This window comes from Clostridium rhizosphaerae, assembly GCF_016765585.1.
Taxonomy (GTDB): Bacteria; Bacillota; Clostridia; order Clostridiales; family Clostridiaceae; genus Clostridium_AT; species Clostridium_AT rhizosphaerae.
Genome location: NZ_JAESWC010000014.1, coordinates 193,603 through 217,319, shown reverse-complemented (window position 1 = coordinate 217,319; position 23,717 = coordinate 193,603). Strand labels below are relative to the sequence as shown.

The 23,717-nt window shown below is 33.1% G+C and carries 24 protein-coding genes and 1 riboswitch; of the genes, 19 read left to right on the top strand and 5 right to left on the bottom strand.

The annotated features are described in order from the left end of the window. Positions 1 to 30 precede the first annotated feature (30 nt). Positions 31 to 192, top strand: a complete 162-nt coding sequence (locus JK636_RS17065; RefSeq protein WP_202750197.1) for a hypothetical protein — start codon at positions 31 to 33, stop codon at positions 190 to 192. Between the two features lie 56 nt (positions 193 to 248). Here JK636_RS17065 and JK636_RS17060 read toward each other — a convergent pair whose 3' ends face one another. Both JK636_RS17060 and JK636_RS17055 read right to left on the bottom strand, forming a co-directional pair. Further along, positions 249 to 836, bottom strand: a complete 588-nt coding sequence (locus JK636_RS17060) for a protein kinase (protein WP_202750196.1) — start codon at positions 834 to 836, stop codon at positions 249 to 251. A 68-nt stretch (positions 837 to 904) separates the two neighbouring features. Next, positions 905 to 1,486, bottom strand: a complete 582-nt coding sequence (locus JK636_RS17055; RefSeq protein WP_202750195.1) for a hydrolase — start codon at positions 1,484 to 1,486, stop codon at positions 905 to 907. A gap of 215 nt (positions 1,487 to 1,701) precedes the next feature. Continuing rightward, positions 1,702 to 1,883: riboswitch (Lysine riboswitch) on the top strand. 128 nt (positions 1,884 to 2,011) lie between these two features. Between JK636_RS17055 and kal the strand changes: the two genes are divergently transcribed. The 12 genes from kal (at position 2,012) to JK636_RS16995 (ending at position 13,909) form a co-directional block, all read left to right on the top strand. Further along, entirely contained in the window at positions 2,012 to 2,395 is a 384-nt protein-coding gene (kal, locus tag JK636_RS17050; RefSeq protein ID WP_202750194.1) for a 3-aminobutyryl-CoA ammonia lyase, read from the top strand. Positions 2,396 to 2,426: 31 nt separating this feature from the next. Further along, the gene (gene kce, locus JK636_RS17045) at positions 2,427 to 3,248 is read left to right on the top strand and encodes a 3-keto-5-aminohexanoate cleavage enzyme (RefSeq protein ID WP_202750193.1); all 822 of its coding nucleotides are present in this window, start codon (positions 2,427 to 2,429) and stop codon (positions 3,246 to 3,248) included. 22 nt (positions 3,249 to 3,270) lie between these two features. Further along, positions 3,271 to 3,924 (top strand): acetate CoA-transferase subunit alpha, encoded by a 654-nt coding sequence (gene atoD, locus JK636_RS17040; protein ID WP_207751771.1) that lies wholly within the window; start codon positions 3,271 to 3,273, stop codon positions 3,922 to 3,924. 1 nt (position 3,925) lies between these two features. Continuing rightward, a complete protein-coding gene (locus tag JK636_RS17035; RefSeq protein WP_202750192.1) occupies positions 3,926 to 4,588 on the top strand; it encodes a 3-oxoacid CoA-transferase subunit B in 663 nt (220 codons plus the stop codon). 33 nt (positions 4,589 to 4,621) lie between these two features. Further along, positions 4,622 to 5,656, top strand: coding sequence for an L-erythro-3,5-diaminohexanoate dehydrogenase (gene kdd, locus JK636_RS17030; RefSeq protein WP_202750191.1), 1,035 nt, complete (start codon positions 4,622 to 4,624; stop codon positions 5,654 to 5,656). 87 nt (positions 5,657 to 5,743) lie between these two features. Continuing rightward, a complete protein-coding gene (gene kamA / locus JK636_RS17025) occupies positions 5,744 to 7,021 on the top strand; it encodes a lysine 2,3-aminomutase (protein WP_202750190.1) in 1,278 nt (425 codons plus the stop codon). A 30-nt stretch (positions 7,022 to 7,051) separates the two neighbouring features. Beyond that, positions 7,052 to 8,077 carry a lysine 5,6-aminomutase reactivase subunit KamB gene (gene kamB / locus JK636_RS17020; protein WP_202750189.1) on the top strand — a complete coding sequence of 342 codons (1,026 nt, stop codon included), beginning with the start codon at positions 7,052 to 7,054 and terminating at the stop codon, positions 8,075 to 8,077. A gap of 50 nt (positions 8,078 to 8,127) precedes the next feature. Continuing rightward, entirely contained in the window at positions 8,128 to 9,567 is a 1,440-nt protein-coding gene (kamC, locus tag JK636_RS17015) for a lysine 5,6-aminomutase reactivase ATPase KamC (RefSeq protein ID WP_476727381.1), read from the top strand. Continuing rightward, complete coding sequence (gene kamD / locus JK636_RS17010; RefSeq protein ID WP_202750187.1) at positions 9,557 to 11,125, top strand: lysine 5,6-aminomutase subunit alpha; 1,569 nt, start codon at positions 9,557 to 9,559, stop codon at positions 11,123 to 11,125. Before kamC ends, kamD begins: the two co-directional genes overlap by 11 nt. Positions 11,126 to 11,127: 2 nt before the next feature. After that, positions 11,128 to 11,916: a lysine 5,6-aminomutase subunit beta gene (kamE, locus tag JK636_RS17005; RefSeq protein ID WP_202750186.1), complete on the top strand. Its 789-nt coding sequence runs from the start codon at positions 11,128 to 11,130 to the stop codon at positions 11,914 to 11,916. Between the two features lie 223 nt (positions 11,917 to 12,139). Continuing rightward, a complete protein-coding gene (locus JK636_RS17000; RefSeq protein WP_202750185.1) occupies positions 12,140 to 13,033 on the top strand; it encodes a TIM barrel protein in 894 nt (297 codons plus the stop codon). An 84-nt stretch (positions 13,034 to 13,117) separates the two neighbouring features. After that, positions 13,118 to 13,909: a CPBP family intramembrane glutamic endopeptidase gene (locus JK636_RS16995; protein WP_202750184.1), complete on the top strand. Its 792-nt coding sequence runs from the start codon at positions 13,118 to 13,120 to the stop codon at positions 13,907 to 13,909. Between the two features lie 85 nt (positions 13,910 to 13,994). On the opposite strand, the gene JK636_RS16990 is transcribed toward JK636_RS16995, so the two are convergent. Next, the gene (locus JK636_RS16990) at positions 13,995 to 14,930 is read right to left on the bottom strand and encodes a DUF5692 family protein (protein WP_202750183.1); all 936 of its coding nucleotides are present in this window, start codon (positions 14,928 to 14,930) and stop codon (positions 13,995 to 13,997) included. Positions 14,931 to 15,265: 335 nt separating this feature from the next. Between JK636_RS16990 and JK636_RS16985 the strand changes: the two genes are divergently transcribed. Genes JK636_RS16985 through JK636_RS16960 form a run of 6 tightly spaced genes read left to right on the top strand, consistent with a single transcriptional unit; the run spans position 15,266 to position 20,778 of the window. Beyond that, a complete protein-coding gene (locus tag JK636_RS16985) occupies positions 15,266 to 15,928 on the top strand; it encodes a class I SAM-dependent methyltransferase (protein ID WP_202750182.1) in 663 nt (220 codons plus the stop codon). Positions 15,929 to 15,951: 23 nt separating this feature from the next. Beyond that, positions 15,952 to 16,959, top strand: a complete 1,008-nt coding sequence (locus JK636_RS16980; RefSeq protein WP_202750181.1) for a hypothetical protein — start codon at positions 15,952 to 15,954, stop codon at positions 16,957 to 16,959. After that, positions 16,946 to 17,824 (top strand): GNAT family N-acetyltransferase, encoded by an 879-nt coding sequence (locus JK636_RS16975; protein WP_202750180.1) that lies wholly within the window; start codon positions 16,946 to 16,948, stop codon positions 17,822 to 17,824. Before JK636_RS16980 ends, JK636_RS16975 begins: the two co-directional genes overlap by 14 nt. 16 nt (positions 17,825 to 17,840) lie before the next feature. Then, entirely contained in the window at positions 17,841 to 18,968 is a 1,128-nt protein-coding gene (locus JK636_RS16970; protein ID WP_202750179.1) for a glycoside hydrolase family 113, read from the top strand. A gap of 22 nt (positions 18,969 to 18,990) precedes the next feature. Then, complete coding sequence (locus tag JK636_RS16965; protein WP_202750178.1) at positions 18,991 to 20,208, top strand: alpha/beta hydrolase; 1,218 nt, start codon at positions 18,991 to 18,993, stop codon at positions 20,206 to 20,208. 21 nt (positions 20,209 to 20,229) lie between these two features. Continuing rightward, positions 20,230 to 20,778, top strand: a complete 549-nt coding sequence (locus JK636_RS16960) for a GNAT family N-acetyltransferase (protein WP_202750177.1) — start codon at positions 20,230 to 20,232, stop codon at positions 20,776 to 20,778. Between the two features lie 76 nt (positions 20,779 to 20,854). On the opposite strand, the gene JK636_RS16955 is transcribed toward JK636_RS16960, so the two are convergent. Together JK636_RS16955 and JK636_RS16950 are read right to left on the bottom strand one after the other, a co-directional pair. Continuing rightward, positions 20,855 to 22,900 (bottom strand): methyl-accepting chemotaxis protein, encoded by a 2,046-nt coding sequence (locus tag JK636_RS16955; protein ID WP_202750176.1) that lies wholly within the window; start codon positions 22,898 to 22,900, stop codon positions 20,855 to 20,857. A gap of 243 nt (positions 22,901 to 23,143) precedes the next feature. Further along, positions 23,144 to 23,716, bottom strand: a complete 573-nt coding sequence (locus JK636_RS16950; RefSeq protein WP_202750175.1) for a nitroreductase family protein — start codon at positions 23,714 to 23,716, stop codon at positions 23,144 to 23,146. Between the last annotated feature and the right edge of the window lies 1 nt (position 23,717).

The following is a 23,717-nucleotide window of genomic DNA, read 5'->3' as shown; positions in this document are numbered from 1 at the left end:
ATGATACAAAAGATAGATAAGGTGATAGTTATGGACAAAGTTATTGACATAGAAAGCTTATATGCATATAAAGAAGTAGCTAAAAGACTTAAGGAAAATAATATAAGCTATAATAAATTAGAGCTTTTGAAGAATCCAGAGCTTTGCAAAGAAATAATAGTTCTTATGGACTATTTTGATAAAGAAGCATAACAAAGTGGTTGTAAAACACGCTAAGTTAAGGTGTTTTATAACCACTTTGTTTTACTTTAATCATCATCGTCGATTTTATTTTCTAATTCTAGGGTCATAACATATCGTCTGATTTTATATGCCCACTTTTTATAAAGAGAGGGTTCCTCGTATTTTAATATGCAGAGAAAATCATCTAAAACGTTAAGTTTATATAAGCCTTTAGATAAATGTCTTGGAAAATCTCTCTCTTTTGAATAAAATTTTTGAGGGTCAATTACCTTCAGCTTTCCGTTTGGCTGAACATAAACATCCTTGCATCTTATATCTATTTTCTTAAATTTAAGTTTTTGAAATTCCTTAAGTAGTTCAATTATTTCAAGCGTTAGTTTCCTGCTGAGGCCATTTTTCTTTATGTAGCTTTTTAAGGTTATTCCATCTACATAATCTCTTATCATGTAGTTCCCGCCAACCTCGTATATTCGAGGAAAATATTTATTTCCTTTAACCTTTTTTAAAATATAAGCTTCACCATGAAAATCTTTCATAACATAGCAAATCTTAATTACCTTATTATCAGGAAGAAGGTACACAATACCATTATGTCCTTTGCCTAAAAACTTACATTCAAAGAGATTGATGCTTCTATACTTTCTGTGCCCCATATATACATCCCGAAAAACATTGATTCCCTATATAATATGTTTAGTAATTGAAATATGTTACATTAGTTTTATAAGCTGCCTTTAAGACCTATAGCATCTGCTTCCTTCTGCATTCCTTTTAGTGTTTCTTCAATAATTGTATCTAAATCCATGCCAAGCTTTTGAGCACCTTCTGCTATAAGCTCTCTATTTACTCCTGCGGCAAAGCCTTTTGTTTTCCATTTCTTTTTAATAGATTTAAGTTCAGTATCTAATATGCTTTTACTGGGTCTCATAAGAGCAGTTGCAGCAATAAGACCTGTTAATTCATCTGTTGTATAAAGCATCTTTTCCATCTTTTCTATAGGCTCAATATCAATACATATTCCATAGCCATGACTTTGAATTGCATGAATATAATCTTCTGACCAGTTTCTTTCCCTTAAAATCTCGCCAGTTTTCTTGCAGTGCTCTTCAGGATACATCTCATAATCTAAATCATGTGTTAGACCTATAATACCCCACTTCTCAACATCAGGTTCATTAAAAAGTTCTGCAAAGTGCCTCATAACAGCTTCAACTGAAAGTGCATGCTTAATAAGACTTTCGCTTTTATTAAATTCTTTTAGAAGTTCAAAGGCTTCTTCTCTAGTTGGTTTGTAGTCTGACATCTTAAAACCTTCTTTCTTTAGTTAGGCATCGCATTATATCATAACTCATAGTAATAAAACTGAATTAATTATAGCATATAAGTAATTATTTAACAAAAATGAATTATAAAAAACACGAATTTTTCAAAATGAATGAAATATCTTAATTTTCAGCAAACAGTATTGACAGAATATTTAGGGAGTAATATAATAAAGATATAAATTTAACAAAAATAGACATAAATAGAGGAGCAAGTAAACGTTGTAGTTTTTAGGTGTTAAGGAGAAGAACCTTCAAGACTAAAAGCGAAGGATTTACCTGCCGAAAGGTTATATTTGTTCTTGGGTATAATCTTGGGGATAATAGGCACACTTTTATCCTTGCCGTGAATAAGCTTCATGGAGAGCTATTTATGTAATGAGAAAGAATTTTTCATTGCATAGATGGCTACTAAGTGAAGGGTAGCTCTTAATAACTATGCCATCAAAGCACTGAAAAATATTCAGTGCTTTTTATTTTTTTAAAGATTATAGGGGGTGAAGGAATTGAAATCATTAATTAGATTAAGAATGAGTACGCACGACGCACATTATGGAGGTAATCTTGTAGACGGAGCTAGAATGCTTCAGCTTTTTGGAGATGTGGCTACAGAACTCCTAATAAGAAATGATGGAGACGAAGGACTTTTTAGAGCGTATGACAATGTAGAATTTTTAGCACCTGTTTATGCTGGAGATTACATTGAAGCCGAGGGAGAAATAATTGAGTGTGGAAAAACTTCAAGAAAAATGAGATTTGAAGCAAGAAAGGTTATTGTTCCTCTGCCTTATATAAATGATTCTGCAGCAGATGTATTAGATGAGCCTGTTGTAGTATGCAGGGCTACAGGAACCTGCGTAGTGCCAAAGGATAAGCAAAGAAAGAAATAAAGGTCTATGGGTTTAAAATGGGGGAAGTATTATGGAAAAATTAATTATTACTGCAGCAATATGTGGTGCTGAGGTTACTAAAGAGCATAATCCTAGTGTTCCATATACTGTGGAAGAGATTGGAAGAGAAGCTGAAGCTGCTTATAAAGCAGGAGCAAGCATAATACATCTTCATGTAAGAAATGATGATGGTACTCCAACTCAGGATAAGGAAAGATTCAGATTATGCATTGAAGAGATAAAAAGAAGATGTCCAGATGTTATTATTCAGCCTTCAACCGGTGGAGCAGTAGGTATGAGCATAGAAGAAAGACTTCAGCCTACGCAGCTTTTACCTGAAATGGCCACTTTAGACTGTGGAACCTGCAACTTTGGTGGAGATGATATTTTTGTAAATACAGAAAATATGATTAAAGCTTTTGGAGAGAAGATGATAGCTTTAGGAATAAAGCCTGAGGTTGAGGTTTTTGATAAAGGTATGATTGATATGGCTGTAAGGCTTCAAAAGAAGGGCTACATAAAGGCCCCAATGCATTTTAACTTTGTAATGGGAGTTAATGGGGGAATAAGTGCAGAGGCAAGAGACTTTACCTTTATGATGGGAAGTATTCCTGAAGGAAGTACCTTTACAGTATCAGGCATAGGAAGAAATGAGTTTCCTATGGCAGCGATGTCAATAATCTCTGGTGGACATGTTAGAGTCGGCTATGAAGATAACGTTTACCTATCCAAAGGTGTACTTGCTGCATCAAACGGAGAACTTGTTGAAAAGGTTGTAAGACTTGCTAAAGAACTTGGTAGAGAAATTGCAACTCCAGCTGAGGCAAGAGAAATATTAGGTCTTAAAAAATAATTTGGGGATTGGGGGATAAATCTTGAATAAGGTAGTTAAGCCGGAAGAAATTAAAAGCCTTTTTAGAGACGGTATGTCAATTATGATTGGCGGTTTTTTAGGTTGCGGTACTCCACATAAGATAATTGATACTCTTATAGAGCTTAATATTAAGGATTTAACAATAATAGCTAATGACACTAGCTATGTTGATAAGGGAATAGGCCGCCTTGTTGTAAACAGACAAGTTAAAAAGGTTATAGCTTCTCATATAGGCACTAATTCAGAAACAGGAAGACTTATGAATGAAGGCTTAATGGAAGTGGAATTAGTACCTCAGGGAACTCTTATAGAAAGAATAAGAGCGGGAGGTTCAGGACTTGGGGGAGTTTTGACACCTACCGGAGTAGGCACAATTGTTGAAGAAGGAAAGCAAAAGGTTACTATAGAAGGTAAGGAATACTTGATTGAACTTCCTTTAAAAGCTGATTTAGCAATAATAAGAGGAACTATAGTTGATGAGTTTGGAAACACATTTTACAAAGGTACTACAAGAAACTTTAATCCAATAATTGCTATGTCTGGAGAAAAGGTTGTTGTAGAGGCTGAAAAACTAGTTAAAAAGGGAGAATTAAATCCAGACTACGTTATTACACCGGGAGTATTGGTTGATTATATTATTGAGGGGGTTGAATAGCATGGTTGACAGTAAAATGGCTAAGGTAATTATTGCAAAAAGAGTTGCAAAAGAACTTAAAGATGGTCAGCTTGTTAACTTGGGAATTGGACTTCCTACTTTAGTTGCTAACTATATTCCTGAGGGAATGGATATAACATTCCAGTCAGAAAATGGAATGGTAGGCATGGGAGCTGCAGCGGTTGCTGGTGCAGAAGATTTAGATATAACTAATGCAGGGGGTCAATTTGTTACTGTACTTCCTCATGGAGCTTTCTTTGACAGCTCAATGTCTTTTTCTTTAATAAGAGGAGGACACGTAGATATAACTGTTCTTGGAGCACTTGAAGTTGATGAAGAAGGAAACCTGGCAAACTGGATTATACCGGGAAAGATGGTTCCGGGAATGGGCGGTGCTATGGATCTAGTTACAGGAGCTAAAAAGGTTATAGTTGCAATGCAGCATACCGGAAAAGGCGAGCCTAAAATATTAAAAAAATGCAGACTGCCTCTAACAGCAAAAGCAGAGGTGGATTTAATAGTTACAGAATTATGTGTTATTGAAGTAACTAAACAAGGTTTAGTTCTAAAAGAAATTCACAAAGACACAACAGTTGAAGAAGTTAAATCCTTAACTGAAGCAGAACTTATAATTTCTGATGATCTTAAGGTTATGGAAGTTTAAACTAAATTAATTAAATATATGGGGGTAATCATCATGAATAAAGGATGTAAATATGGAACACACAGAGTAATTGAGCCAAAGGGAGTTTTACCACAAGCTGCATTAAAGATATGCAACGACATGAATATTTTTAGCAATGAAATGCTTATTGATGTTCAGGCATTAAATATTGACTCAGCTAGCTTTACTCAATTAGAACAAGAAGCAAATGGTGATGTAGAAAAAATTAAGGCTAAGATACTAGAAATAGTAGGACAAAGAGGAAAGATGCAAAATCCTGTTACCGGTTCAGGCGGAATGTTAATAGGAACTATAGCGCAAATCGGAGAAGATCTAAAGGGTAGAGACTTAAAGGTTGGAGATAAAATAGCTTCATTAGTTTCACTTTCTTTAACTCCATTAAAAATTGAAGAAATAGTTGATATTAAAAAGGAAATAGACAGAGTAGAAGTTAAAGCTAAAGCTATATTATTTGAAAGCGGAATTTATGCAAAGCTTCCAAATGATATGACTGAAAACTTAGCACTTGCAGCTTTAGACGTTGCAGGAGCACCAGCTCAGGCTGCAAAGCTTGTTAGACCAGGACAAAGCGTATTAATTCTTGGAGCTGCTGGAAAATCAGGAATGTTATGCTGCTATGAAGCAATGAAGAGAGTTGGACCTACTGGAAAGGTTATAGCTTTAGTTAGAAAAGAAGAGCAGGCTAAGAAGCTTTTAGATTGGAAACTTTGCCATGAAGTAATAGTTGGAGATGCTCAAAAGCCGGTAGATGTACTTAATAAGACTTTAGAAGTTAACAATGGAAAAGAAGTTGATATTTCAATCAGCTGTGTAAACATACCTAATACTGAAATGTCCTGCATACTTCCAGTTAAAGATGATGGAATAGTTTATTTCTTCTCAATGGCTACAAGCTTTACAAAAGCAGCTCTAGGAGCAGAAGGCATAGGCAAAGATGTAAACATGATTATAGGAAACGGATATACAAAAGACCATGCTGAAATAACTTTAGCTGAGCTTAGAGAAAGCGAAACTTTGAGAAAAATCTTTGAAGAATTATATGTTTAATTAGATGCTGTGGTATGTCAATCTAAGGGGTAGATTGACATACCTTTAGAAATTATATAAGGCATAAAAATTATATGGGGGTTCGAAATGAAAGTAAATAGAAGGTATGAACTTTTTAAGGATGTACCAGATGAACAGTGGAATGACTGGAAGTGGCAGGTAAGAAACAGAATAGAAACTTTAGAGGAGCTTAAGAAATTTATTCCTTTAACCTTAGAAGAAGAGGAAGGAATAAAAAAGTGCCTAGAAAGTCTTAGAATGGCTATAACACCTTACTATTTATCACTTATCGACATAAATGACGAGCATGACCCAATAAGAAAACAAGCAATACCAACAGCTTTTGAGCTAATAAGAAGCGAAGCAGATCTCTTAGACCCTCTTCATGAAGATGGGGATTCTCCGGTACCTGGTCTTACGCACAGATATCCAGACAGAGCGCTTTTACTTGTTACAGATCAGTGCTCCATGTACTGCAGGCACTGCACAAGAAGACGTTTTGCAGGACACCATGATTCAGCACTTCCAATGACACAGATAGATAATGCTATAGATTATATAGCAAAAACTCCTGTGATAAGAGATGTGCTTATATCAGGTGGAGATCCGCTTTTATTATCAGATGAAAGGCTTGAGCATATTATAAAAAGACTTAGAGAAATACCTCATGTTGAGATAGTAAGAATAGGTTCAAGAGTACCTGTTGTGATGCCTCAAAGAATTACTGAGGATTTAGTAGATATGCTTAAAAAATATCATCCAATTTGGATTAACACTCATTTTAATCATCCAAATGAAGTTACAGAAGATTCAAAGAGAGCTTGCGAACGCTTAGCAAATGCAGGCATTCCTCTTGGAAACCAATCAGTACTTCTAAGAGGAGTAAACGATTGCGTACACGTAATGAAAAAGCTTGTTCATGAAATAGTTAAAATAAGAGTAAGACCATATTACATTTATCAATGTGATTTATCATTAGGTCTTGGTCATTTTAGAACCAGTGTTTCAAAAGGAATTGAAATCATAGAAGGACTTAGAGGGCATACCTCAGGCTTCTGTGTACCAACCTTCGTTGTTGATGCTCCAGGGGGTGGAGGAAAGATACCTGTTATGCCAAACTACGTTATTTCACAAGGACATAACAAGGTTATCCTAAGAAACTTTGAAGGTGTTATTACAACTTACGATGAGCCTGAACATTACACTCCAGGCTGCAACTGCGAGGTTTGCAGAGGAGAGAGCGAGGCAGTAAGAGTAGGTGTTGCAGGACTCTTAAATCATCAGCAAATGGCACTTGAGCCAGAAGGACTTGAGCGTAAGAAACGTAAGAAACAGGCGCCTCAAGAGGATTTGCTGACAGTTTAAAAATTAATAATTAAGGTGCGGAGGTTAATCATGGGGAATTTTAATATATTAGAAAAAATAAAACAATACCGCACCGTATCAATAATTGGTATGGATAAAAATGTTGGTAAGACCACAGTATTGAATCATATACTGGGTGAAGCTAGGGGAAAGCTCACCCTTGGTCTTACTTCTATTGGGAGAGATGGAGAGGATAAAGACAGGGTCATCGGAACGGATAAACCTAGGATATTTATAGAGAGTGGTAATTTTATAGCCACCGCAAAGGAATGTTTGTTCAATGGAGATATCACAAAAGAGATAATAGAAACTACCGGCATAAACACTCCCATGGGGGAAGTAATAATTGCAAAGGCTTTAAGCGACGGTTACGTAGAGCTTGGGGGACCATCTGTAAATAATTATATGAAAGAGATATGTGATAAGCTTTCTAATCTGGGTAGCGAGCTTATCCTAGTAGATGGGGCATTAAGCAGAAAAACTATGGCATCGCCCGCTGTAACAGAAGCCTGCATATTATCAACGGGAGCTTCTTTAAACAGAAGTATGAATAAGGTAGTAGAGATGACAAGTCTTTCAGTAAAGCTCCTATCCTTGGAAAAGGAAGCCGATAAAGATGTAATAAAAATAATAAAAAAAGAGCTCAGCCATTCGAGGATAGGAATTATATATAAGAATAAAGAAACAAAAAATTTAGAAGCAGCAACTTCACTGGAAGCTGCTAAAGAAATTGTAGAAGAATTAAATGATGATGTGAGCCATGTTTTAATAAGAGGCATTGTTTCAGACAAATTATTAGAAGATATATTAAAATCTACAGATAAATATAAAGGAGTTACATTCCTTGTTGAAGATGGAACGAAGCTGTTTTTAAAAAATGAAACCTTTGAAAAGTTTGTTAAAATGGGAGGCATTTTAAAGGCAGTTAATAAAGTGAATTTGGTTTGTATAACTTGTAATCCAAGGTCACCTTCTGGATATGAATTTAATAAAAATATGTTTTTAGAAAAGCTAAGTCAGGCTGTGAGTCTGCCTGTAATTGATGTAAAAGCTTAGGACAGGAGGGGGTTAAAGTAAAGTTTTTAGATTGGGAGCAAAGAGAGCAAATAGGCTTCTCTTTTATAATAGATAATTTAGAAGTAATGACAGCCTTTGGAATAGAGGAAAAGAAAAAACTGGTTCCTTATAGTGACAGAGAAAAGCTTTTAGAGGAGCTAAATAATATTGAAAGCTTTATAGAAAGTATGCTTAAGAATAAAGCTTCCACAGGTGAGATAGAAAGAGTATTTTGCAGAGTAAAGGATATAAGAGCAACTGCCAAAAGATGCAGAAATCTCACCACCTTAGATGATGTTGAGCTTTACGAAATAAAATATTTTGCTTTATTAATAAAAGAGCTTATAGAAGCTTATGAAAATCTCAGCTTGAATATAAGCTGCATCAAGCTAAACAGTTTGGAGAAGGTAGTTAGCATACTTGATCCAGAAGATAAGAAGTTGTCTACTTTTTATATTTATGACAGCTATTCTGATAAGTTAAGGCTAATAAGAGAAAAAAAGAAAAGGCTTGAGGAATTAATTTTTAAAGAAAGCAATGAAGAAGAAGCAGCAAAACTTAAGGCTTTCCGAATGAAAGTTGTTATAGAAGAGCAGGAAGAAGAACTCATAATTAGAAAAGATTTAACAAAAAAGCTATCAAGCTTTGCGGAGTTAATAGAGGAAAATATAAATTCTATAGGCAGGCTTGATTTTTTAATGGCAAAAAGTAAGCTGGCTTTAAGTTATGGGGGTATAAAGCCTAATATATCAGAAAACATGAAAATAAGCCTTAAGGATATGTTTAATCCGGAAGTTTCGGAAACTCTTAAAGCAAAAGGAAAATCCTTTGTACCTGTGAGCATAGAATTAAACTCCGGCACAACTGTGATAACAGGTGCAAATATGGGTGGAAAGTCTGTTGTACTTAAAACTACTGTATTAAATCTTCTTTTAGTACAGTATGGATTTTATGTGTTTGCTAAAGAAGCAGAAATACCTATATTGAGTTTTATATATTTTATTTCGGATGATATGCAGTCCATATCGAAAGGACTAAGTACTTTCGGAGCTGAAATAGTAAAGCTTAAAGAGGTTATAGAGGATGCTCAATCATCACAAGGCTTCATAGCACTAGATGAGTTTGCGAGAGGGACAAATCCAAAGGAAGGCTTGTATTTGGTAAAAGCCATATGTAAATATTTAAATATTTATAAGTCTGTAAGTGTAATTTCAACTCATTACGATGGTGCAGTTTCAGAAAATATGACTCATTATCAGGTAATGGGGCTTAAAAATATAGATTTTAATTTGCTTAGGCAAAAAATAAAATCAGATAAAATCAATTCAGTAAGCTTAATACAAGAACATATGGATTATAGACTTGAAAAAGTAAATACACATTCTGAAGTACCTAAGGATGCACTTAATATATGTACGCTTTTGGGTCTTCAAAATGATGTTATAGATATTGCAAGGGAGGAATACGGGAATAATGGTTATGGGGAGTAAATTAAACTTAAACTTTGAACTAGTTGAGGAAAGCAGAAAAGCAGCCCAAAATATAGCGTTGGATACTCAAGAATTTATCGAGAGACATACTACAGTAGCAGTTGAAAGAACTATTTGCAGACTTCTTGGAATAGACGGAGTAGATGAATTTGGAGTGCCGCTTCCTAATGTAGTAGTGGATAATATTAAAAATGGTAATGGGCTTTCAATGGGGTCAGCATATTTTATAGGTAATGCAGTTGTTAATACAAATCTAACTCCACAGGAGATAGCACTTAAAGTATCAAAAGGAGAGATGGATTTAACTAGGCTTCAAGCAGCAGATATTTTTGATATAAAGCTTAAAATAAATAGTATTGCAAAAGAGACTGTTGATAAAATAAAAAGTAACAGAGCAAATAGAGAGGAATATCTTAATAGATTTGGCGATAAGCAGGGTCCATACTTATATGTAATAGTGGCTACAGGCAACATATATGAAGATATAACCCAGGCAGTTGCAGCAGCGAAGCAAGGGGCAGATATCATAGCTGTTATAAGAACTACAGGTCAAAGTCTTTTAGATTATGTACCTTACGGTGCAACTACAGAAGGCTTTGGAGGAACCTTTGCAACACAGGAAAACTTCAGACTTATGAGAAAAGCTCTTGACGAGGTTGGTGAAGAACTTGGAAGATATATAAGGCTGTGTAACTATTGCTCAGGACTATGCATGCCTGAAATAGCAGCTATGGGAGCTTTGGAAAGACTGGATGTTATGCTTAATGATGCTCTATATGGAATCTTATTTAGAGATATAAATATGAAGAGAACACTGGTTGACCAGCATTTTTCAAGAATTATAAATGGTTTTGCAGGGGTTATCATAAATACAGGCGAAGATAATTATCTTACTACAGCAGATGCGGTAGAAGAAGCACATACTGTTCTTGCTTCACAGTTTATAAATGAGCAGTTTGCTCTACTTGCAGGACTTCCAGAGGAACAAATGGGACTTGGCCATGCTTTTGAAATAAACCCTGAGCTTAAAAATGGATTTTTATATGAGCTTGCACAGGCTCAGATGGCTAGAGAAATATTCCCTAAGGCACCTCTTAAATATATGCCCCCTACAAAGTTTATGACCGGAAACATATTTAAAGGTCATGTTCAGGATGCATTGTTTAATATGGTTACTATAATGACAAATCAAAAGCTTCATCTTCTTGGAATGTTAACAGAAGCTATTCACACTCCATTTATGTCAGACAGAGCCTTAGCTATAGAAAATGCAAGATATATATTTAATACTATGTCTGATTTAGGTGAGGAAATAAGCTTTAAGGATGGAGGCATAATTCATAATAGAGCTAATGAAGTTGTAGAAAAAGCTTATGAACTTCTTAAGGAAATAGAATCTATAGGACTTTTCAAGACTCTTGAGAAAGGTATCTTTGCAGGAATAAAGAGACCTATAGATGGAGGAAAAGGTCTTGATGGAGTTGTTATAAAAGAAAAGGAATATTTAAATCCGTTTATAGAACTTATGCTTAATGATAAAGCTAATAAGGGGGTATAGCCATGAGTGGTGGACTTTATTCAACAGATAAAAAAGATTTTGATAAAACCTTGGATTTAACGCAGCTTAAGCCTTATGGCGATACAATGAATGATGGAAAGGTTCAAGTTAGTTTTACTCTTCCTATTGCTGATAATGACAAAGCTGTAGAAGCAGCAAAGCTTTTAGCTAAAAAGATGGGGCTTGAAGAGCCTAATGTAGCTTATCATGCTGCACTGGATAAGGAATTTACTTTCTTTGTAGTTTATGGAGGCTTAAGTCATACAGTAGATTATACTGAAATAAAAGTGCAATCAGTAGACGTTCATGCAATGAGCATGGAAGAGACTAATGAATACATTAGAGAAAATATCAAGCGCAAGGTTGTTATAGTAGGTGCAAGTACAGGAACGGATGCTCATACTGTAGGCATAGATGCAATAATGAATATGAAGGGCTTTGCAGGGCATTACGGACTTGAAAGATATGAAATGATAGAAGCTTATAATTTAGGAAGTCAGGTGCCTAACGAAGAATTTATAAAGAAGGCTATAGAGCTTAATGCTGATGTTCTTTTAGTTTCTCAGACAGTAACTCAAAAGAATGTTCATATTCAAAACCTAACAAATCTTGTAGAGCTTTTAGAAGCAGAAGGAATAAGAGATAAAGTGATTTTAATCTGCGGAGGACCAAGAATAACTCATGAGCTAGCAAAAGAACTTGGCTATGATGCAGGCTTTGGCCCTGGAAAGTATGCTGATGATGTTGCAAGCTTTGCCGTAACTGAAATAGTTAATAGAGAGACTGCCTAAGGGCAGTCTTGTTTTTTTATTAATGTGAAAGTAAGATTATTATTTTGAAGGAATTTTAAGTAAAATAAAGAATATATAAACAAATAGCAAAAACTTATGGTATATACAATGCAAAAGTTCTAATACATTAATGATATCCCGAAAATCCTTGAAGATTGGATATTTTGTGACATCATTAATGTAAGAACTTTAGTGCATTGTATATAGGTTAAAGGAGAGTCATATGAAAAGATTAATGATTGGCCAATTTGATAGATTTGATACAAAGAGGCAGAATAGGGATTTTAGAAATTATTTTTTTGGAATTGAAGTTAATCAAATGGAATCTCTTTATGAACTGCAAATATTGAAGGACAACATTAGAGAGAGGAATTTGAACATAGGTATTCATTTTCCTTTATTAAAGAATCAATGGAGATCAAGAGATCCTCAATACCTTTCTAAGGATAATAGAACTTATGAAGAGTCTATTAAATATATGGAAAATGAATTTGCAAGAGCACAGGAGCTTAATCCGAATTATATTTTGCTTCATTATCCCAAACCGGTTATTTTAGACGATAATGTTGATTGGACATCCTGGAGATTTGAAGATGATACCGAGTACTATTATGAATCAACTATATCCTATGAGTACTTTAAAGAAAGAAGCAGACATTTCTTTAAGATATTATCTGAGTATGGAAAGAAATATAATTTTACACCTGTTTTAGAATTAGATGGTTTGAACAGATATATTTATGAAACAAGCCTTCTTGAAAATCTATTAGAGGAATATCCTAATATTAAGTTATGCCTTGATTTTGGAAGAATACACTTACAAGAGTGTATAGATAAAAATTTTACGGCAAAAAAGATAATCAGTAAGTTTGGAAGGTATACTTACTTAGTTCATTTATGGAACGTAAAGGTAAATACTAATGTAACAAATTCTCATTATCCGGCACTTAAAACCTTGAGAGTAGAGGATGGCTGGGGAGATATGGAGTCATTTTTTAATGCTTTAAATAGGGAGAATAATAATTATAAAGTCTTATTTGAGCATAAATCTAATTTAATAAGTGATGAAGAACTTGAAGAATGTTATCAGTGGGTAGTTGAGATGATTAACAATTAAAGCTAATAATATAATTTAAGTATGAAATAGTTAATGAGGATATTGGGTATCTATAAAATAATTATAATTTTATGAGAGGTTTGTATGGGGGCAATAAATATTTTAAAAGAATTAGGACTTTCATTGCTTAACTTTTTTGTTTTAGGAGTAATAATATATTTTTTAACTAAAAATATAAAAATAAAAAACTATGAGGTTAAGTTTTCAAATCCTAGAAAAAATGCTTTATGTTCAATATTAGCAGTTACACTTAGCTCTTGTATAATTATAACATTAATGGCGTTAATTAAGGCGCAGAATACATCTGAAACAGTTTCAAGGATTGAAAGCTATAGTTTAAATAGTATAGTAAATATTGCAATTAGCTGGCTGATTTTGCTATCACCTATTTTAATAATGAAAAAGATTAACAAGGAAACTTGGGAGAGTACAGGAATTTTAAAATATAATTTAAAGGAGTCTGTTTCAATAGGTCTTATACTTGCAGCAATTGCTATGTTATCTGCAGTATTATTTGGTTCAATAAATTTGGAAGGTATAGGGCAAAAATTAACTCTAAATGCTATATATGCTTTCATTTATTATTCAGTTGTAGGATTTTGTGAGGAGTTTATGTATAGAGGTTATTTACAAACCCGTTTAATAAGCTGGGTAGGAATATGGAGAGGATGGGTTATAACTTCTATATTTATGGCTCTAATTCATATTCCTCAACGAATGGTATCAATGGGATTGCCGCTAAAAGAAGCTTTTATAAATTCAGTTTTGCTGATTCCAATAAGTTTAACAATGGGATATATACAGATTAAAACTAAAAATATTGCAGCAGCAGGTATATATCATACCTTTGCAAACTGGATTAATATATTTATATAATTAATTTTTGGATGAAGGTGCTTTACGATTCCCGAAATGTAGTTAAAAAAATCCATGGAAGCCATGGATTTTTTTAGTTCTACTATTATATGTTTTCTTTAATCACATCTTTATACACTTTTGTACTTGCATAAATTTCGTCTTTCATTGGATTTAGCTTGTTTTTTCGAATCTTATTAAACTGATAAATTGCTAGTGATAGGTTTGCAGCTAAAGATATAAAGCTTACTATAAAAAACGCAGTTTTATTATGTGTAGTAGGTACAGGTGCAATACGATCTGCAAAAGATGGTACTGTCATAACAAACATAATCCATAAGCCAAGTGTCTGTGCACGATGCTGCAGCCATGCTCCTTTTTTGATAAAAAAGGTAGGTATAGTACAGGAAAGCAGCAATGCTAGTCCACAATAGAATGAATGGTCTGCAATACAATTATAAGTGTATGCAAAATTCCATAAATCATAAGCTATTATCCATGCCCAAATCATATCAGGCCAAATCATATCTTTTGTCTTGTCTTTAGAAATAATGATGCCTACCCAGCCACATATAGTGATAATATTTAGCAAACCAGCTATGCCATTCATGATATTCCATGGTCCTGACATTACCCATAGGCTGTCAACTCTAGCTCCACTCCAAGCACCAAATGAAAAGCATTGAAAGTCACGAATAGCAGCTTCAAGAATATTTAGTGCTAATATAAGTGGTGGAAAGCATAATGCCCATTTCTTTTTTTGCAGCGATGGAATATAACGAAGAGCCATAAATCCTAAGCAGCCTGCCAATGCAGAATAGGTTTTAACCCAATTAAACCAAGTTCCAGTACCATATTCATTTCCTGGTGATGCAGTGGTTGGCCAAACAAAAATTGTTAGCACTAGAGGTACAATAAAAAATAGTATAATTCCACCCCATTTTGTTGAACGTCCGAACTCATTAAATGCCATTAAAGTAAAGAGAACAAAAAGCCAAATTCCCCATACAGCTAAACTTGTTGATTGATATAAAATACCCAAGATATCCTTCCCCCTTAACATATCCATAATAATCACAGATAGCAATATATAAAATAGAGACCTTATCCTTAGAAATAATTATACTATAGTATATTCACTGAGTATATATTTTACAACTATTTAAAACTGGTAACTATTCAGCCATCAGCATAATTTAATTTTCTTGCTATTATTAACTGGTAACTCGGTGAATTTTACCAAAAGCTTGTTGTGGTAATTTATTTATGTGTTTTTGATTATTTATGGTAAAATACTTATCAAATTAAAGGAATTTTAAGAAATATAAGGAATATATAAACAAATAAAGATAAGAAGTTATAGAAAGGAAGCATATTATGATTGAATCAAAAGCTTGGGACTGGAGTAAAAATGAAAGCAGCAGCTGGCTTGTTCCTTCCATTGAAACCTGCTATTTATCTGAGGTATGGAGGTCAAAGGGTTTTAATAAGTTTCTTGATTTAGGCTGTGGGCTTGGAAGACACTCCATTTATTTAGCAAAAAAGGGCTTTGAAGTAAATGCGGTAGATTTATCTGATTATGGGGTAAATCATCTGAAAAAATGGGCTAAAGAAGAGCAGCTTAATATTGATGCACAAGTATGTGATATGCTCAATTTGCCCTTTGAAGATAATACCTTTGACTGCATAATAGCTTACAATGTTATTTATCACACAGATACTGAAGGCTTTATAAAAGCACTTAATGAGATTAAAAGAGTCTTAAAAGACAATGGAGAGTTATTTATTACTCTCATTTCAAAAAATACCTGGTCCTATCAAAGCGCTGAAAAGTACAAGCGTGTAGATGACAACACTATATTAAGGGACGAGCATGAAACCGAGAAAGATGTGCCTCATTTTTATGTTGATATTGAAGATATAAAAAGATATTTTATAGATTTTGATTTCGTGAAGATACCTGTTGAGGAAACGGAATATAACATGGATAATACAAAATATTTTTCAAAACACTTTAAATTAATTGTAAGTAAGAAATAGTTAATGAGGGTATTGGGGGAATTATGAGTTATAAAAATGTTGAGGAAGCAATCAATAATGCATATGGTTTAGAAGATGATGGGGAATATACAAAGGCTTTAGAAGTATGGAATTCTGGCTTTGATTGTTTTACAGAAGAACAATTAAATGAATATAAATTTGATATATATTGCGGAAGGATTTGGATTCATTATATGATGAAGAATTCTGAAGGCTTTATTAACAATATTATTGAGGCGGTAGAAAATGAAATTATCTGCCCACAGTGGATGTTTGAATACAAAGGAAATGAAGATTATGAAGTGTTTTTAAGGTTATGGCAAGGTGACTATAGATATGGAAAAACTAAAGAGAAAAATGATTTATTAAGGGTTGAAAGACAAAAAATAACCAAGTTTAAGTATAATATATATTTTCCTAAAGAGTATGATTGTAATAAAAAATATCCATTGTTTATAGCCATGCATGGTGATGGTGATAATATTAAATCCTTTATTAAGGAATGGAAGGCGGAGATGTTTCTAAGCAGAGGATACATAGTTGTATATGCGCAGTCATCTCAGGTATATAATCATAAGGGCTTCAGCTGGATTAGCAATTTAGATATTGCAAGAAACGATATTTCAGGGTTATACCAAGAATTAAAAAAGCAGTGTTTTATCAATGAGGAATGTGTAATTCTAGGTGGATTTTCTGGTGGTGCTGTGGCTGCTATTGATATTGTTATGGAGGGGGTAATTCCTATAAAGGGCCTCATATCTATATGCCCTGAAAGAAAACCCAAATCCGTAACAATTAGTAGTATCAAAGATGCTTTATGCAGAAAAGTAAAGTTAGTTTTCATGGAAGGTGAGAATAGTCTGCCAGTAAAAGCTCAAGAAGAAATGCTTGAAATGTTTAAAAATACAGGGATACCCTGTAAATACTATATAAATAAAGGTTTAGAGCATGAAATTCCTAATGACTTAGATTATAAATTAGATGAAGTTTTAGACTTTATATACAATGAGGATGCAAATGAAAAAATATAAAATGATAAGCAATTATATGGACAATGAAAAATATAGATCAAGTTTTAATAAGCTTGCTGTAGGCACTTTTGGACTTGATTTTGAGGACTGGTATAAGAATAAGTTGTTTTATAATAGATATATTTGTTATTCCTTTGTTGATAGAGACGAGATTATAGCTAATATATCTATCAACAAGATGAATTTGATTATTAAAAATCAAAAGAAAAAGGCGCTTCAAATAGGGACAGTAATGACGCACCCTGAGTATAGGAATCAAGGTTTATCAGCAGCACTCATGAAGCATATTATTGAAAAATATGAGAATGATTATGATATTATTTATCTTTTTGCAAATGACAGCGTTTTGAATTTCTATCCTAAGTTTGGATTTAAAAAAGCAGAAGAGTATTTTTATGAATTGGATGCAGCACAGATAAATAAAAAGCAAAGCCAAATAAGAAAACTTAATAAAGAAAATGAAGAGGATTATAAAATAATTTTAAGACTTGCTGAAAATAGACAGCCTGTATCTCAAAAATTAGGAATATGTAATGATATTTGGCCTCTATTAGTGTATTGCCTTTATGAGTACAGCAATGATTTATATTATTTAGAGGATGAAGATATTATTGTAATCGCAGTAAGAGAAGGGGATAGGCTTCATATATATGATATTCTTACTTTAGAACCTTTTATTTTAGATAATATCATTGAAAAGTTTGTTTTAGAAAGTGATAAAATAATAGAAATTCATTTTGTGCCTGAGCTGATGAAGTATAATGTGATTAAGGGGTATAAACAAAGAAAAAATGATACCTTGTTTTTAAGAAGCAAAGAGGATTTATCTAAGGAGATATTGTTTCCTATGACCTCACATACATAAAAGAGTGGAGAAGCGTATGAAAAAAAAGATTTTGATTATTATAGTTTTAATAGCAGTATTAACTTCAGCTTGGTATTATACTTTTAAAGTTAATTATAATACTAGAGGATATATCAATAATACAATAAACAAGCTTCAAGGAAAGACCTTAAATAATAAATTTAAGACTAAAATAAAATCAGGTAATTTAGCTACGGATTATAATATAGACACCGTTCTTAAGGACATAGATAAACTGGGGCTTAATACTCTAAATGTTCCTGTGGCAATAAATATAGAAAGCCTTACAGCAAGTAATATGACAATAGATAATTCAAGCAAAGAAAAGGCAATAAACCTTATTAAGGAGCTAAAAGGAAAGAAAATAAACATAATATTAGAGCCTTATCCTTGGATTGCAAACGGATCGAAATATGAAACTGAATGGCTTCCTGATAATAAGGATGAGTTTTTTGCTAACTGGAAGACAAAAGTGTTAAAACCTCTTATAGATGAGGTGGCAGTGCCATATAGAGTTGATGCCTTTAATATAGGTACAAGCTTTACAAAGTTTGAAAATGAAGAAGAAGGCTTTTGCAATATGATAGATTATGTAAGGCAGTATTATAAAGGCTTAGTTACCTATAGAACCAGCTTTTGGATTACTGTAGACTGGAAGGATCCAGCCACTGAAAAGCTTAAAGAGAAGCTTCAGCAAGACTATGAAAAAAAGCTTAATAATAAGATATTTTCAAAGGTAGATTTTATCTCAATTGCAGCTTACTTTGAGCTTACTGAAAATGATACAAATACAGTTGATAATTTAGTAAGCGCTATAGAAAGTACTCAAAGATATAAGAGAAAGCAAAATGTAAAGCAAGAAATTAAGAATTTTTATGATAAATGGAATAAGCCAATTTTCTTTGGAGAGCTAGGTTTTCCAATAACTGATAAGGCATCTATAGAGCCTTGGAATCCAAATCAGACAAATAAGTTAAATGAAAAGGAACAGGCTAATTGTTTTGAAGCTTATAGAAAATCTTTCGAACAGGAACCTTGGAATTTAGGCTTTTCTGTATTTGCTATTGGTGAAAATGGTCCTGATAAGAGATATTATCCAAGTCAGTACAGCATAGAAATAATAAAAAATTGGTATAAAAAATAGGGTTTTAAGGGGGAAATAACTTATGAAAAGAATTAAAGAAAAAATTAACACAATCATAAAGCTTGAAGAAGAGGTAAAATCTGAGGGTAAAATAGCTTTGGAAAGATTATATAATAGGCTTTTGACAGAAGGCAGTCCAATAATTGAAGATATTGAAGGAGATAAAGAAAATGACTTAGTGACTTTCTTTTATAGGGCTGAAGGGGATATGGAAAATGTTTTGTTTATACCTCCAGTTGATATGAGAAATATACAAGAAAATAAGATGGATAGATTATTGGATACTAATGTATGGTATATAACATATAAAGTGAGAAATGACGTTTATTTTGGATATTATTTTTGCCCTAACGATCCTCTTGATGATGATTGGGAAAAAAGAGGGGATAATTTAGTTTCTGATAAATTTAATAACAAGGTAACGGTTTTTAAAGGTGAAAACGGAAAGAAAGATATAGAAAGACCTTTTGTTGTAATGCCTAAAGCAGAGCCTCGCTTTTGGACAAAGGAAAGAAGTGAAATTTCTAAAGGAGAATTACATGAACATTACTTTGAAAGCAAAAGCTTTAAGGAGCCGAGAAGAATTAGAGTTTACACACCTTTTGGTTATAACGAAAATACTGAGCCTTATGGACTTCTAGTTCTGACTGATGGAGATGAATATATTAATATGCTTTCTTCAAAAGCAGTGCTGGATAATCTAATTGCTGATAAAAAGATTCCACCTATAGCAGTTTTATTTATAGACTCAACTGAAACAAGAATGGAAGAATTAAAATGCAGTGATGAATTTAGCAATACTGTAGTTAATGAATTAATCCCTTGGGTTAGAAATAATAATAATATATCAGAAAGCCCTGAGAAAACAATAATAGGAGGATTAAGCCTAGGAGGCTTAACAGCAGCTTACTTAGGACTAAAACACTCAGAGGTATTTGGAAATGTGCTTTCACAGTCAGGTTCTTATTGGTACAAGCCTGAAGGTTATGAAGATAAAGAAAATAGCTGCTGGATGAGCTCTGAATATGAGAAAATAGATAAGCTTCCTGTTAAATTTTACTTAAATGTTGGAGTTCTTGAAGCTAAACCTATAATGATTGATACAAATATAAATTTTAAAGAGTTATTAATTTCTAAATGCTATGATGTTCATTTTGAGGAATTTAAAAGCGGCCATGATTATTTATGCTGGGGCGAAACCTTGGCAAATGGTCTGATTTCTTTAATAGGCTCTAAATAGAATTATACTGGAGGTGTTTCTATGGAAACATTAGAAACAAGAAGATTAGTATTAAGAGACTGGCGTGAAAGTGACAGTTCTGATTTATATGAATATGGAAAAGACGACAGAGTAGGGCCAAATGCAGGTTGGCCTGTCCATAAAAGCCCAGAAGAAAGCAAAGCTGTTGTAAAAATGTTTATCGAAGACAATGATTGTTATGCTATTGTATTAAAAGCTGAGAACAAAGTAATTGGCGGAATCGGCATGCATAACAGACAGCCAGATGAAGATTTGAAAGAATTAAAACAAAGAGAAATCGGATACGCTCTAAACCCAGCTTACTGGGGTACCGGCTATGTACCTGAGGCTGTAGAAGCTTTAATTAAGTATGGTTTTGAAAAAATGGATCTTGATCTAATCTGGTGCGGGCATTATGACTTTAATGATAAATCTAAAAGAGTAGTTGAAAAATGCGGATTTAATTATAAGTTTACCCGCTATGTTACAATGAGACTTTTAGACAACAAACCTGCCAGAGAGCTGGTTTATAATATTACGAAGGATGAATACTATAGTAAGAAGGATTGATAAAAAGACAGCAGTATTCCTCTATATAAATATAGCCCCAAAATAGTCCTAATACGCTTTGGGGCTGTCTAGTAATTTAAATCTTAAATCTATTTGTAATCTCTTTTAGTACTTCAGCACTTCTAATATTTTCGTCTACGCTTGTCTTTATTTCCTGTGACTTTTCAGCTACAGTAATGGTTTTGTTAGCTATATTACCTATTCCTGAAGCGCCCTCATTTACCGTATTAGCCATTTCATTTATAGCCTTGGAAATTCCTGATATTGAAGCACTTAATTCCTCAGATACGGCACTAAATTCTATCATAAAATTATTTACTTCCTCTGCATCCTCACTATATTGATCCCCAGTGTTTATAAATTTATCATAATCCTGTCTAACATCCGTATCAATATATTGAAGTACTTTAATTGATGTATTAGTAAGGTTATTTACAGAATCATTTACGATTTTTACTGTGCTTTGAATATCAGAAATAGTTGCTGCTGATTGTTCAGCTAACTTTCTTACCTCATCAGCTACAACAGCAAAGCCTTTCCCAGCTTCACCAGCTCTTGCAGCTTCAATAGCTGCATTTAAGGCTAATAAGTTAGTTTGTTCACTAATATCCAATATAGCTTTAGACAAGGCTTCTATTTGCTGAACAGCTTTTACTCCATTGATAGCTTGCTCCATTTCTAATTTTACACTATTATAAATTGAATTAGAATTTTCTTTGGATAGTATTGCGCTTTGCTTAAGTTCTTTTGCTCTTCCAGCAATTTCATTTGCTTTTTCACTTCCGCCAGTTGCCCTTATCGCTACTTCATTAACTGCATCTTCCATCTCACCAGAAGAGGCTGATATTTCCTCAATAGTTGCTGCACTTTCTTCCATACCGGCAGAAAGACTTTCTGTTTCCATAGAAGTGTTATCTGCAATAGATTGTAATACTTCTGTAGAAACTTCGACATTATGAGCATTACTGCTTATATTTTCAGACACTTGTATTAAACTGCTTAAAACTTCTCTTAGTGATTTCCTCATATTTATAATAGACCTGGCCATAGTGCCGACCTCGTCTTTATAATTTTGTAGTGCTTCATCGAATTGCTTTTGATAAGTCAAATCAAGATTTGAAGTCATATTTACCAAATTTGTTACCATAGCAATTGGCTTTGTTATTCTTCCAGATACTATTATTCCTATTACTATAGCAACAAGAACAATAACTGCACTAATTATGAAAATTATATTAGTCATATTTTTAATGGGTGCCAGTATTTCACTTTTAGTTGCTGTAAATACTACTAACCAATTTGTATTTGGAACCTCTTCATAAGCAGCAATCTTATCAGCTTTATTGAAATTATATTCAATAGAAGTGCCTTCAATTTTTTCGCCTTTTACTATTCTGTCCGATATAGCTTTGATTTGTGGTGTTTCAACAGGCTTAGCTATTTTCTCTTTTGTAGGGTGATAAATAATACTACCCTTTTCGTCAACTAAAAATACATAGCTAGATGGGCTGCTGGAAACTTTTATTTTAGATAAATATGTTGAAAAACTCTCACCTTTTACTGCTGTAGCCATATAGGCAACTATATTTCCATTTTCCTTAATAGGACAAGTAAATACTATTATTGGTGTTCCAGTAGATTTAGAAACAAGAGTTTCGCTTATTATTTGTTTTCCATTTCCCTCCAAAGTAGTTTTGTTATAACTTCTATCACTAATATTACTGCCAATAAGTTTTCTGTCGCTATCTGCAATTATAATTCCTTTAGAACTAACTAAAAATGCATGCTCTAAATTGCCAGAAGAAGCTACGTGCTCATCTAACATTTTATTTGTATTTTCCAAAGCTGCTTTATATTCGTCGCTTTCAGGGTGTTGAGTCAAAGTCTTTTGCAAAAAAGCATCAATATTCTTATTACCTGAAAGTTCATCAACTGTAATCAATTCCTTCTGCACAAGTGCGGTGATTGTTTCTACAGCTCTTTTTGATACAGATTGCATTTCATCCTTACTTGTCCTATACATTAAAGTTGAAGATTCATAGTAGGAAAAAATGCTTGTAATTACAACTGATAATATTAACAATGTAGTAATTAAAATTGGTAATTTCTTTTTTAGTGACATTTCAATACCTCCTTGTTTTTTAATTAAAATGTACCTAGGTTATTTCAATTTGGAGAATTAATTTATTTAAAATAGCAAGGTTTTTAATTATAATATAATATTCGTATTTTTCTCATATTTCTTTAGATGTGAAGGGAATTACTGCTGTATTTTCTGAGAGTAATGTCTTAAAAATAAATAAAAAAGCTTAATGAGTAATATTAATAAAGGATGCAGACAAAATATCTGCATCCTTTTAAATAATTATAAATCTAAAATCATATCCTCAAGTCTTCTCTTAGGAACGTGGTGAACCTGGTTTTCATCTCTCCAGTATTTAATATCCTTTGAAGTATTTAAATTCTCTAGAACAACTTCTTCCTTTGGCTTTCCAAGAGCTATAACAAGAAGAATTTCATATTTTTCAGGAATATTTAAAGTAGCTCTTAAGGCATCTCTATCTACAGAACCAAACATGCATCCGCCAAGCCCTTTTTCGGCAGCTCCTAATAGAACACTTTGGCAAGCTATGCCATGATCCCACATAGGGTTTTTGCTTATTTCTTTATCTAAAAGCATTATAATATAACCAGCAGGTCTTTCACCTTCTGATGGACCATCCCAATCCTTTAAGTAGCCTGCCCATCTTAAGTTTGGGAAAACTAACTTATTTTTTTCTTCACTGCTTGAAATTATGTACTTTAGAGGTTGAAGATTAGCTCCTGAAGAGGATAAGCGTGCTAAGTCTACTAAGTCCTTTAAAGTGCTTTCTTCAATTTTAACATCTTCATAAAATCTTCTATAGGTTCGATTTTTTTCAACTAAATCACGAATCATT

What these genes read in the sequence shown, in the direction of transcription:
- JK636_RS17065 (WP_202750197.1), top strand. Translation starts at nt 31, where the DNA reads ATGGACAAAGTTATTGACATAGAAAGCTTATATGCATATAAAGAAGTA.
- JK636_RS17060 (WP_202750196.1), bottom strand. Translation starts at nt 836, where the DNA reads ATGGGGCACAGAAAGTATAGAAGCATCAATCTCTTTGAATGTAAGTTT.
- JK636_RS17055 (WP_202750195.1), bottom strand. Translation starts at nt 1,486, where the DNA reads ATGTCAGACTACAAACCAACTAGAGAAGAAGCCTTTGAACTTCTAAAA.
- kce (WP_202750193.1), top strand. Translation starts at nt 2,427, where the DNA reads ATGGAAAAATTAATTATTACTGCAGCAATATGTGGTGCTGAGGTTACT.
- JK636_RS17035 (WP_202750192.1), top strand. Translation starts at nt 3,926, where the DNA reads ATGGTTGACAGTAAAATGGCTAAGGTAATTATTGCAAAAAGAGTTGCA.
- kdd (WP_202750191.1), top strand. Translation starts at nt 4,622, where the DNA reads ATGAATAAAGGATGTAAATATGGAACACACAGAGTAATTGAGCCAAAG.
- kamA (WP_202750190.1), top strand. Translation starts at nt 5,744, where the DNA reads ATGAAAGTAAATAGAAGGTATGAACTTTTTAAGGATGTACCAGATGAA.
- kamB (WP_202750189.1), top strand. Translation starts at nt 7,052, where the DNA reads ATGGGGAATTTTAATATATTAGAAAAAATAAAACAATACCGCACCGTA.
- kamD (WP_202750187.1), top strand. Translation starts at nt 9,557, where the DNA reads ATGGGGAGTAAATTAAACTTAAACTTTGAACTAGTTGAGGAAAGCAGA.
- kamE (WP_202750186.1), top strand. Translation starts at nt 11,128, where the DNA reads ATGAGTGGTGGACTTTATTCAACAGATAAAAAAGATTTTGATAAAACC.
- JK636_RS17000 (WP_202750185.1), top strand. Translation starts at nt 12,140, where the DNA reads ATGAAAAGATTAATGATTGGCCAATTTGATAGATTTGATACAAAGAGG.
- JK636_RS16995 (WP_202750184.1), top strand. Translation starts at nt 13,118, where the DNA reads ATGGGGGCAATAAATATTTTAAAAGAATTAGGACTTTCATTGCTTAAC.
- JK636_RS16985 (WP_202750182.1), top strand. Translation starts at nt 15,266, where the DNA reads ATGATTGAATCAAAAGCTTGGGACTGGAGTAAAAATGAAAGCAGCAGC.
- JK636_RS16980 (WP_202750181.1), top strand. Translation starts at nt 15,952, where the DNA reads ATGAGTTATAAAAATGTTGAGGAAGCAATCAATAATGCATATGGTTTA.
- JK636_RS16975 (WP_202750180.1), top strand. Translation starts at nt 16,946, where the DNA reads ATGAAAAAATATAAAATGATAAGCAATTATATGGACAATGAAAAATAT.
- JK636_RS16970 (WP_202750179.1), top strand. Translation starts at nt 17,841, where the DNA reads ATGAAAAAAAAGATTTTGATTATTATAGTTTTAATAGCAGTATTAACT.
- JK636_RS16965 (WP_202750178.1), top strand. Translation starts at nt 18,991, where the DNA reads ATGAAAAGAATTAAAGAAAAAATTAACACAATCATAAAGCTTGAAGAA.
- JK636_RS16960 (WP_202750177.1), top strand. Translation starts at nt 20,230, where the DNA reads ATGGAAACATTAGAAACAAGAAGATTAGTATTAAGAGACTGGCGTGAA.
- JK636_RS16955 (WP_202750176.1), bottom strand. Translation starts at nt 22,900, where the DNA reads ATGTCACTAAAAAAGAAATTACCAATTTTAATTACTACATTGTTAATA.
- JK636_RS16950 (WP_202750175.1), bottom strand. Translation starts at nt 23,716, where the DNA reads ATGATTCGTGATTTAGTTGAAAAAAATCGAACCTATAGAAGATTTTAT.